Origin of the sequence: Massilia aquatica (genome assembly GCF_011682045.1) — a bacterium.
GTDB classification, from domain to species: Bacteria; Pseudomonadota; Gammaproteobacteria; order Burkholderiales; family Burkholderiaceae_D; genus Telluria_A; species Telluria_A aquatica.
This window is the reverse complement of the sequence record NZ_VVIW01000004.1, coordinates 320,522-332,527: the sequence shown is the minus strand read 5'-3', so window position 1 is coordinate 332,527 and position 12,006 is coordinate 320,522. Positions and strand designations below refer to the sequence as shown.

Genomic DNA, 12,006 nt, shown 5'->3' with positions numbered 1-12,006 from the left:
TCTGGACAGCGGCATCATCGCACGATTCGACTGATTTTTATATGCTGTTTTAAGCCGGCAGGCGCTTCGAAATCAGGTCGAGCGGCAGCGCCGTGGTGTACTTGATCTGCTCCATCGAAAATGCTGACGACACGCCGGTGATGTGCGCCGTCTTGATCAGCTTTTTGTAAAAACGGTCGTAGCCGCCGATGTCGGTGGTGACCACCTTGAGCAGGTAATCGACGTCGCCGCTCATGCGGTGAAACTCCATGACTTCGGGCAGGGCGATGACGGCGGCGGCGAAGCGGGTCAGCCATTTTTCGTCGTGTTCGGTGGTGCGCACGCTTACAAAAACCGTGACCGGCAGGCCCACCTTGTCGCGGTTGATGATGCTCACGCGGCTCTGGATGTAACCTTCTTCCTCCAGCCGCTTGACGCGCTTCCAGCATGGGGTGCTGGTCAAACCGACCTTCTCGCTCAGGCCCGCGATTGACAGGGTGCCGTCGGCCTGCAGGGCCGCGAGGATGGCGCAATCATACTTATCGAGAGAACTCATTCTGCTTTCTGCTTAAATGTGAGATGAATATGCTAAACGAGTACGAATATGAGCAAACTTTGGCATATTTTCTCACGTTTTAGCCGATAACATATCACGCAAGAACGACATACCCATGACACACCCATTTCAGAGCCATGCATACCGAAATCTACCTTGACGCAAATGCCACATCGGCCGTCCACCCTGCCGCTCTCGCCGCCGCCGCCCAGGCCATGCGCGACTGCTACGGGAACCCCAGCAGCAGCCACGCCACCGGCCTGAAAGCGAAGGCCATGCTCGACGGCGTGCGCGCACTGGCGCGGCGCGTGGTCGGCGCGGGGCAGGGCAGGCTGACGTTTACCAGCGGCGCCACCGAAGGCATCCAGACGGCGGTGCTGTCCGCCCTGTGCGAGGTGCGCGCGCGCCGCGCCAGGGGCGAGGCGACTGGCGGGCTGCTGCTGTACGGCGCCACCGAACACAAGGCGGTGCCCGAAAGCCTGGCGCACTGGAATACGCTGCTCGGCACCAATCTGGAGCTGCGCGCGCTGCCGGTCGACGGCGAGGGGCGCCACCGCCTGGACGTGCTGCGCGAACTGGCGCCGCGCGCCGCCTTCGTGTGCACCATGGCTGCGAACAACGAAAGCGGGGCCGTTTCCGATCTGGCCGCGATCGAAGCGGTCTTGAACGAATGCGCGCCGAAGGCGCTGTGGATGGTCGACAGCGTGCAGGCGCTCGGCAAGCTGCCGCTCGACCTGGCCGCCACCCGCATCGACTACGCGCCGTTCTCGGGCCACAAGCTGTACGCGCCCAAGGGCATCGGCATGCTGTACGTGCGCGAGGGCGCGCCCTACACCGCGCTGATGATGGGCGGCGGGCAGGAATCGGCCCAGCGTTCCGGCACCGAGAACATGAGCGGCATCGCCGCGCTGGGCGCGGTACTGGCGGCGCTGGATGATGGCGCGAGCTTTCGCAGTCATGCGCAACTGGTGAACATGCGCGATCGCCTGGCTTGCGCCCTGCGCGAAGCGCTGCCCGGCATCGTGTTCAACGCGCCGTTCGATACCAGCCTGCCGACCACCCTCAATTTCTCCGTACCCGGCCTGGCCAGCAAGGAACTGCTCGACCTGTTCGACGCCGCCGGCGTGCGCGTCAGCGCGGGGTCGGCCTGTTCGGCGGCCAAGGCCGCGCCCAGCTACGTGCTGGCCGCGATGGACCTGGCGCCGTGGCGCTGCGCGGCGGCGGTGCGCATGTCGTTCGGGCCGATGGCCGACGACGCCTTTATCGACGCCGCCTGCGAGCGCATCGCCCGCTGCGGCGCGGCCCTGCGCGCCAGCTGCCTGGTGCCGTCGGCTATTCCCGCGCCAGGTGGCGACGGCGTGATTCAACTCGGCGCCGACGGCGCCTGCACCTGGCTGCTGCTCGACGCCGCCAGCCGCACCTGCGCCATCGTCAATCCGCTCGTAGCGCTGGCATCGCGCATCAACGACGTGGTGCGCTGCCAGGGCTACCGCGTGCGCGCCGTGATCGACACCCATGGCGACGGTGCCGGCCGCGCGGCCCTGGTGGCGGTGCTGGGCGGCCAGCTGGCCGGCGCCATCAGCCACGACGCGCTGGGCTGGCCCGCGCTGGACGATCAGGTCACGCTCGATAACGGCCAGGCCGCCAGCGCGCTGATGTTCGGCAGCCGCCTGCTGGCGCGCGTGCAGCACGGCAGCGGCGCCAGCTACCTGTTCGGCGAGCGTTCGGCCGCCGGCCTGGCAGCCGGCGACGTGCGCTTCGCCTTCACCGGTCCGGACGCCGACATTCAACAACTGGCGGAACTGGTGTCGCGCAAGACCATCGTGTGCCGGGCCAGCGAGGCGTCAAGCCCGGCCTGCACCACCCTGACGGCGGAACGCGGCGGCCCCATTGCGCCCGCCAACCCCTTGACGATGCAGCTCGAGGCACATGGCCTCGAGCGCTTCTTCAACGACCATCCGGACGCGCTGCTGATCGACGTGCGCGAAGCCTACGAACACGCGGCCGCCGACACCAGGCAGTGGCACGGCCATGCCGTCGACAGCGTGCCCTTGTCGCGCCTGGCCGACCGCCTCTCGGTGTGGCTGCGTGCCGAGGAGCGTCCGCTGGTGTTCTTCTGCCGCAGCGGAGCGCGCAGCATCAAGGCCGCGCAGTGCCTGCGCCGCCTGGGCTATCGCAACGCCTGGCACGTGGCGGGCGGGGTGGCATTGGGCGCCGGGCTGCCGCTTGCCGCGTAAAAGGGCGCATTGCTTGCGTCACGGTGCAATGCCGTCGCGCGCGTGCGCCGTGTATGCGATGCGTCCTGGATCTCCATTCTTGGCGGTCGTCATCGTTTGATGCCCGCGGATTACAGGGATGATGGAAGGCGCAATATTTTTGTTGGATTGCATCCAAACTGCCCCCAGTTGCTTCCGGCGGACAAGCCCGTAGTGTTCGCTGGCGCACAGTCGCCACAGTAGCATCGTTATAAGATTGCAACAGCCGTACGACCCGGTCGCAACTCGCTGTCCCGCAGCGTGTTGGCTACTTATGCCCACGCGAGGTCTCTGTTGAATCAAGAAAATACTAAATTAGCCGACACGCTCTATGCCTGGCGCAATGTCCACGACGGCGAACGCCATGGCGGCGACGACGTCCCCCTGCGCTCGGAACTGTTCAGTGCCGCTCAAATGGCGATGCACGGCAAGCATCTGGCCTCGACTCACAAGCTCAGCGAGCGCAGCGGACCGGATCGCCTGCTTCCGCGCCTGACCGAAAATGCCGCCATCATCACCGACACCTGTTCGGAGCTGACCGCCGCCATCAAGGCGGGGCGACAGATTACGCCCGCCTCCGAATGGCTGCTCGATAACTTCTACCTGGTCGAAGAGCAGATCCGCATCGCCCGGCGCCACCTGCCGAAAGACTACTCCAAGGAGCTGCCGCGCCTGGCCAACGACGAAGCCGACGGCAATCCGCGCGTGTACCAGATCGCGCTCGAGATCATCTCGCACGGCGATGGCCGGGTCGATCCCGAAAGCCTGTCGCGGTTCGTGGACGCCTACCAGGAAGCAGCGACCCTCAAGCTCGGCGAATTGTGGGCCATTCCGATCATGCTGCGCCTGGCGCTGATCGAGAACCTGCGGCGCGTGGCCGCGCGCGTGTACGACAACCGTGTCCAGCGCGACCGCGCCAACACCTGGGCCGACCAGATGGCCGAAACGGCCGAAAAGAATCCGAGCGACCTGATTTTGCTGGTGGCCGACATGGCCCGTTCCGGCCAGCCGATGAATAGCGGTTTCGTGGCCGAACTGGCGCGCCGCCTGCAAGGGCAGAGCCCCGCACTGACCCTGGCGCTGCAATGGGTGACCACGCGCCTGGCCGATGCGGGTCTGACCATCGAACAGCAGATCCAGGCCGAAATCGGCCAGCAGGCAGCCGACCAGGTCTCAATCAGCAACAGCATCGGCAGCCTGCGCTTCCTCGGCACCATGGACTGGCAGGAATTCGTCGAAACCATGAGCGCGGTCGAACAGACCTTGCGCCAGGACCCCGCCGGCACCTACGGCAAGATGGAATTCGCCACGCGCGACAACTACCGCCACGTGATCGAAAAGCTGGCCAAGCGCAGCGACTTCACCGAAGTGCAGGTTGCCGAAACCGCGCTCGAACTGGCCACGGCCAAGCGCTCGCCGGCCGCCGGCGGACTCGATGAACGCACGCGCCACATCGGCTACTACCTGGTCGGCAGCGGCCAGGAACAACTCGAAAAACGCCTGGCGGTACGCAATCCGCCGCTCGAAGCGCTGAACAAGAGCGGACGCGCCTCGCCCCTGTCGACCTATTTGGGCGGCATCGTGGTGCTCACCTTGCTGTTTACCGGCACCGCCATCATCCACGCCCGCGCCGATGGCGTGGACGACTGGATGCTGATCGTGCTGGGCCTGCTGGCCCTGCTCGGATCGAGCCAATTGGCGCTGGCGCTGGTGAACTTCATGGCGACCCAGCTCACGCGCCCGCACCCGCTGCCGCGCATGGACTTTAAAGATGGCATTCCGACCGATGCGCGTTCGATGGTGGTGGTGCCGACCTTGCTGTACAGCCGCGACAACGTCGCCTCGCTGTGCGAAGCGCTGGAAGTACGCTACCTGGCCAACCGCGATCCGAACCTGCGCTTTTGCCTGCTGACCGATTTTGTCGACGCCCCCAAGCAGCACATGCCTGGCGACGACGAACTGGTCGAACAGGCCCGCGCCACCATCGACGAACTCAATGCCAAATACGGCTGCGACGTCGACGAAGAAATCCTCGGCCCTGACGGCGAGACGGCCATGGCGCGCTGCCACCTGCTGCCGTTCCTGCTGCTGCACCGCCCGCGCATGTGGAGCGAAAGCGAAAACGCCTGGATCGGTTTCGAGCGCAAACGCGGTAAACTCGCCGCGCTCAACGCCTTCCTGCGCGGCGGCGCGCGCGACCAGTTCTCGATGGTAGCCGGTTCCACCGACGGCCTGGCCAACGTGCGCTACGTGATCACACTCGATACCGACACCCAGCTGCCGCGCGACGCCGCGCGCCAGTTCATCTCCACCATGGCGCACCCGCTCAACCGCCCGACCCTCGATAAAGACGGCAAACGCGTGATCGAAGGCTACGGCATCCTGCAACCGCGCGTGGCCGCTGCCCTGCCGGGCGACAACGCCTCGCGCTATGAGCACATGTGCGGCGGCGAACCGGGCATCGACCCGTACACCCGCACCGTCTCGGACGTGTACCAGGACGTGTTCTACGAAGGTTCGTTCGTCGGCAAGGGCATCTACGATGTCGATACTTTTGAGACGGTGCTCGGCCACCGCCTGCCCGACAACCAGATTCTCAGCCACGACCTGCTGGAAGGCTGCTACGTGCGCGCCGGCCTGCTGAGCGACGCCCAGCTCTACGAAGAATACCCGGCGCGCTACAGCGACGACGTGAGCCGGCGCCACCGCTGGATTCGCGGCGACTGGCAGCTGGCCGGCTGGCTGCTGCCGCGCGTGCCTGGCGCGAACGGCAAGCGCGAGGCGAATCCTTTGAGCGCGCTGTCGCGCTGGAAGCTGTTCGACAACCTGCGCCGCAGCCTGATCGCCACCACGCTTACCGCCTTGCTGATCTTCAGCTGGGCGCTGATGCCTACCCCGCTGTTCTGGACCCTGGGCGTATTGTCGGTGATCTTCCTGCCGACCTTCTTCAGCACCCTGTTCGACATTGTCGAAAAACCGCACGACGTGCTGTGGCAGCAGCACCTGGCGACCGCGTTCAAGAGCGCGCGCCTGATGTTCGGACACTCGGCGCTGCAACTGGCCTTTTTACCGTACGAAGCGCACTTCAGCCTCGACGCCATCGTGCGCGCCTCCTGGCGCATGCTGGTCACGCGCCGCCGCCTGCTCGAATGGCGTCCATCGAGCCTGAACCGCTCGAGCACCGACATGGAGAGCAACTGGCGCAGCATGTGGATTTCGCCGGTGCTGGCCGCAGCCACCGCAATCATGCTGGCGTACTTCCACCGCGCCGCGCTGCCGGTTGCCGCCCCCGTGCTGCTGCTGTGGTTCTTCGCGCCGGTCGTGGCCTGGTGGATCAGCCTTCCGCAGGAACGCGCCGCCACCGCCCTGTCGTCGCCGCAAACCATGTTCCTCGAAACCCTGGCGCGCAAGACCTGGAGCTTCTTCGAGACCTATGTCACGCAGGAGGACAACTGGCTCGCGCCAGACAACATGCAGGAGCACCCGGTCAAGGTGGTTGCGCACCGCACCTCGCCGACCAACATCGGCATGGCGCTGCTGGCCAACCTGACCGCCTGGGACTTCGGTTTCATTACCACCGGGCGCCTGCTCAAGCGCACCCGCGACACGCTCAACACCATGGCGCGCATGGAGCGCTACCACGGTCACTTCTATAACTGGTACGACACGCTGACCTTAAATCCGCTGCATCCGATGTATGTGTCGGCGGTCGACAGCGGCAACCTGGCCGGCCACCTGCTCACGCTGGCGCCGGGGTTGACCGCCCTGGCCGACCAGCCGATCGTCGGCAAGCAGACGCTCGACGGCATTTCGATCACCCTGAACGTGGTGCAGGAACACGCCGGCGAAGCCGGGCCTGCCGTCAAGGCGGCGATCGACGCCATGCGCAGCCACTTGTCCGCCGACCGCGTGCGCGAAACCGAGAGCCTGCCGGGCATGGTGGCCGAACTGGCGCGCCTGTCGGGCTGCGCCGACGCCATTCTGGCCGCGATGCATCCGGTGGGCGAACCGACCCTGCAAGGCTGGGCCGACAAGCTCGCCGACCAGTGCCACAGCGCGCGCGACGAACTGCTGCAGTTCGCGCCGTGGATGCGCTCGGCCCAGGAATATGTGGTCGACACCAGCCTGACCCGCATTCCGACCCTGCGCGAACTGGCCAATTTTGCCCTTACCGGCAGTGCCAGCACCGACCTGGCCCCGAGCGAGCGCGAACGCCAGCAAACCCTGACCGACCTGGTCGCCCAGGGCAGCACCCGCGCCGCCCAGCGCATCGAAGACATCAACCGCATGGCGGCTGAAGCGCGCGAGTTCGCGAACATGGACTTCCGCTTCATGTACAACACCACCACCAATCTGCTGGCGATCGGCTACAACGTCTCCGACCGCCGCCTGGACGCGGCCTGCTACGATTTGCTGGCGTCCGAAGTACGCCTGTGCAGTTTCGTCGGCATCGCGCAGGGCCAGTTCCCGCAAGAGCACTGGTTCGCGCTGGGCCGCCAGCTGTGCATCATCGGCAACGAGCAACTGCTGCTGTCGTGGAGCGGCTCGATGTTCGAGTACCTGATGCCGCTGCTGGTCATGCCGACCTACCAGAACACCTTGCTCGACCAGACCTACCGCTCGGTCGTCAACGCGCAGATCGAGTACGGCAAACAGCGCGACGTGCCGTGGGGGATTTCCGAATCCGGCTACAACACCGTCGACGCCAGCCTCAATTACCAGTACCGCGCTTTCGGCGTGCCGGGCACGGGCCTGAAACGCGGCCTGGGCGACGATCTGGTGATAGCGCCGTACGCAACCATGATGAGCCTGATGGTCCATCCGGATGCGGCGGTGGAGAATTTGCAGCGCATGGCCGATCTGGGCTTCATGGGCAAGCACGGTTTCTACGAAGCGATCGACTACACGGCTGCGCGCCTGCCGCGCGGCCAGACCTTTGCCGTGATCCGCTCCTTCATGGCGCACCACCAGGGCATGGGTTTCCTCGCGCTCAGCTACCTGCTGCACGACCGTCCGATGCAGCGCCGTTTCGAGTCCGACCCGCTGTTCCAGGCCACCATGCTGGTGCTGCAGGAGCGCGTGCCGCGCGCCGGCGCTTTCTATTCCAACACCGCCGAACTGGCCGCCATGCGCGCGCCGGCGCAGGAAGTATCGACCGCCGCCACCCGCATCATCAGCCAGACCACCACGGTGCAGCCGGAAGTGCAGCTGCTCTCGAATGGCCGCTACCATGTGATGGTCACCAGCGCCGGCGGCAGCTACAGCCGCTGGAAGGACCTGGCCGTGACGCGCTGGCGCGAAGATGGCACCTCCGACAACTGGGGTAACTTCTGCTACGTGCGCGATGTGGACAGCGGCCATTTCTGGTCGACCGCCTACCAGCCGACCATGGTCGAACCGCAATCGTATGAAGTCATCTTCTCGGAAGGGCGCGCCGAGTTCCGCCGCCACGACCGGGGCCTGGACCTGTACACCGAAATCGTGGTCTCGCCGGAAGACGACATCGAGATGCGGCGTACCCGCATCACCAACAAGTCGAACGTCAAGCGCACCATCGAGTTCACCAGCTACGCCGAAGTGGTGATGGCGCCGGCCGCCGCCGACAATGCCCACCCGGCGTTCAGCAAGCTGTTTGTGCAGACCGAAATCCTGCGCAACGAAAATGCGATCCTGTGTACCCGCCGTCCGCGCGCCAAGGACGAGCAGATGCCATGGATGCTGAACCTGATGACGGTGCACGACGGCGCGCTGCTGGACGTCTCGTTCGAGACCAGCCGCAGCGAATTCCTCGGCCGCGCCAACAGCACGGTCGCTCCGCGCGCCATGCTCGAACCGCAGCCACTGGGCGGGGGCGAAGGCTCGGTGCTCGACCCGGTGGTCGCGATCCGCTACAAGGTCACGCTCGAACCCGACCAGATGGTGGTGCTGGACGTCGTGACCGGCATGACCGACACGCGCGAACAAGCGGTGCACCTGATCGACAAATACCAGGACCGCCACCTGGCCGACCGCGTATTCGAACTGGCATGGACCCACAGCCAGGTCGTGCTGCGTCAATTGAACGCCACCGAATCGGACGCGCAGCTCTACAGCCGCCTGGCCAGCACGGTGATCTACCCGAACGCCTCGCTGCGCGCCGACGCCAGCATTTTGATCCGCAACCAGCGCGGCCAGTCGGGCCTGTGGGCGTACGCCATTTCGGGCGACCTGCCGATCGTGCTGATGCAGATCAAGGACCCCGCCAATATCGACCTGGCGCGCCAGATGGTGCAGGCGCACGCCTACTGGCGCCTCAAGGGGCTGGTGGTCGACCTGGTCATCTGGTACGAAGACCAGTCGGGTTACCGCCAGCTGCTGCACGACCAGATCATGGGCCTGATCGCCTCCGGCATCGACGCCCAGGCGATCGACCGTCCGGGCGGCATCTTCGTGCGCCTGCTCGACCAGATCGCGCAGGAAGACCGGGTGCTGATGCAGTCGGTAGCGCGCGCCATCATTTCCGACAGCAGCGGCACGCTGGCCGACCAGGTCAAGCGCGCCACGCCGGTGGCGCCGAAACTGCCATTGCTGGTGGTCGAATCGCGCAACGAAGAGTATGAGCTGCGCGCCGATATTCCGGCGGCCGGCGCCGCGGTCTTGGAGCGCGACCTGATCCTGCACAATGGACTGGGAGGCTTCAGCGCCGACGGCACCGAGTACGTCATCCGCACCGATGCGCAAAACCGCACGCCAGCGCCGTGGGTCAACGTGCTGGCCAACCCCAACTTCGGCAGTGTTGTGTCGGAGAGCGGCCAGGCCTACACCTGGAGCGAAAACGCGCACGAGTTCCGCCTTACGCCATGGGCCAACGACCCGGTCTCGGACAGCAGCGGCGAGACGTTTTATATCCGCGACGAGCAGACCGGCCGTTTCTGGTCGCCGACCGCGCTGCCGGTACGCGCGGCGGGCGAATACATCACGCGCCACGGCTTCGGCTACAGCGTGTTCGAGCACAGCGAAGAGGGCATTCACACCGAACTGTCCACGTTTGTGGCGCTCGATGCGTCGATCAAGTATTCGGTCATCAAGATCCGCAACGACAGCACGGTGGCGCGCCGCCTGTCGGCTACCGGCTACGTGGAATGGGTGCTGGGCGACCTGCGCGCCAAGTCGGCCATGCACGTCACCACCGAGCAGGATCCGATGAGTGGCGCGATCTTTGCGCGTAACGCCTACAACACCGAGTTCACCGGCCGCGTGGGATTCTTCCACGTCGACGCGCAGCAAAAAACCTTTACCGCCGACCGCAACGAATTCATCGGCCGCAACCGCACCCTGGCCAGTCCTGCTGCGATGGGCCGCGCGCGCCTGTCCGGAAAAATCGGCGCCGCGCTCGATCCGTGCGCCGCGCTGCAGGTAATGGTGGAACTGCAACCGGGCCAGGAGCGCGAACTGGTGTTCATGCTCGGTGTCGGCGGCCGCCGCAATGCGGACGCCAGCGGCCTGGTACAGAAATACAGCGGCAGCGCCGCCGCCGCCGCTTCGCTGGCGATGGTGCGCAAGCACTGGGACCACACGCTCGGCGCGATCCAGGTGCAAACCCCGGATCCGTCGATGGACGTGATTGCCAACGGCTGGCTGATGTACCAGACCATCGCCTGCCGCCTGTGGGCGCGCAGCGGCTACTACCAGTCGGGCGGCGCTTTCGGCTTCCGCGACCAGCTGCAAGATGCGATGTCGATGATCCACACCGAACCGCACCTGCTGCGCGAGCACCTGCTCATGTGCGCGGCCCACCAGTTCGTGGAAGGCGACGTGCAGCACTGGTGGCATCCGCCATCGGACCGCGGCGTGCGTACGCACTGTTCGGATGACTATCTGTGGCTGCCGCTGGCGGCGCACCGCTACGTCATCGGCACGGGCGACCGCAGCGTGCTGACCGAACCGGCGCCGTTCCTCGAAGGGCGTCCGCTCAAGCAGGAAGAAGAGTCCTATTACGACATGCCCGGCCGTTCCAGCCAGACCGGCGACCTGTACGAGCACTGCGTGCGCGCCATTAAACGCGGCCTGCGCTTCGGCGAACATGGCTTGCCGCTGATCGGCACCTGCGACTGGAACGACGGCATGGACCGGGTCGGCAACGAAGGCAAGGGCGAGAGCGTGTGGCTGGCCTTCTTCCTGTACGAAGTACTGCAACGCTTCTCGGAAGTGGCGGTGGTGTACGGCGACCACGCGTTTGCCGAAACCTGCAAGACCGAAGCAGCCACCCTGGCGGCCAATGTGGAAGCGAACGCGTGGGACGGCCAGTGGTACCGCCGCGCCTACTTCGACGATGGCACCCCGCTCGGATCGCACACCAACGACGAATGCCAGATCGATTCGATCTCGCAGAGCTGGGGCGTGATTTCGGGCGCGGCCAATCCGGAGCGTACGGCGTCGGCCATGAAGGCGGTCGACGAGCGCCTGGTGCGGCGCGACTACGGCCTGGTGCAGCTGCTCGATCCGCCGTTCGACGACGGCGTGCTCAATCCCGGCTACATCCGCGGCTACGTGCCGGGTGTGCGCGAAAACGGCGGGCAGTACACGCACGCCGCGATCTGGACCGCGATGGCGTTCGCCAAGATGGGCGACACCGAGCGCGCCTGGGAGCTGCTGCGCATGATCAATCCGGTGCAGCATGGCAGTACGCCGGAGAGCGCGGCCCTGTACAAGGTCGAGCCATATGTGGTCGCTGCCGACGTGTACGCGGTGTCGCCGCACATCGGCCGTGGCGGGTGGAGCTGGTACACCGGTTCGTCGGGCTGGATGTATCGCCTGATCGTCGAGTCGCTGCTGGGCGTGAGCCTGGCTGGCGACAAGCTGACCATGACGCCGCATCTGCCGGCTGACTGGCCGGGCTTCAAGCTGCAGTACCGCTATCGCGAGACGGTGTATGCGATTTCGGTGCAGGCCGGCGAGGTCGATGCGATGACGGTCGACGGCGTGGCGCAGGAGGCGAACGTGATCCAGATGGTCGATGACGGCCGTCCGCACACGGTGCTGTTGCAGGTGCGCCGCCAGGGTTAAGCCGGGCGTCGAAAAACCGCCGCGATGTTCGATGACAGGAGTAATTCCTGGCCTCGGACATCGCGGCGGTGTTCATTTTTGCGCAGGGTTTGTCTGCGGGTTTTGGTCCTCGGTAGAGAGAAAGATCCGGAACAAAATGTCTCAATCTGGACATTTTCATGTTTCCCGCAA

The 12,006-nt window shown here is 65.5% G+C and carries 3 protein-coding genes; 2 read left to right on the top strand and 1 reads right to left on the bottom strand.

The window, feature by feature from the left end; translation table 11 throughout:
• Positions 1-49 precede the first annotated feature (49 nt).
• Entirely contained in the window at positions 50-535 is a 486-nt protein-coding gene (locus F1609_RS10030; protein ID WP_167076294.1) for an Lrp/AsnC family transcriptional regulator, read from the bottom strand.
• 137 nt (positions 536-672) lie between these two features.
• Between F1609_RS10030 and F1609_RS10025 the strand changes: the two genes are divergently transcribed.
• Together F1609_RS10025 and F1609_RS10020 are read left to right on the top strand one after the other, a co-directional pair.
• The gene (locus tag F1609_RS10025; protein ID WP_167076293.1) at positions 673-2,772 is read left to right on the top strand and encodes an aminotransferase class V-fold PLP-dependent enzyme; all 2,100 of its coding nucleotides are present in this window, start codon (positions 673-675) and stop codon (positions 2,770-2,772) included.
• Positions 2,773-3,084: 312 nt separating this feature from the next.
• The gene (locus F1609_RS10020) at positions 3,085-11,835 is read left to right on the top strand and encodes a GH36-type glycosyl hydrolase domain-containing protein (protein WP_308609355.1); all 8,751 of its coding nucleotides are present in this window, start codon (positions 3,085-3,087) and stop codon (positions 11,833-11,835) included.
• The last annotated feature ends 171 nt before the right edge of the window (positions 11,836-12,006 follow it).

Coding starts and splice junctions, on each gene's coding strand:
- F1609_RS10025 (WP_167076293.1), top strand. CDS start 673: ATGCATACCGAAATCTACCTTGACGCAAATGCCACATCGGCCGTCCAC.
- F1609_RS10030 (WP_167076294.1), bottom strand. CDS start 535: ATGAGTTCTCTCGATAAGTATGATTGCGCCATCCTCGCGGCCCTGCAG.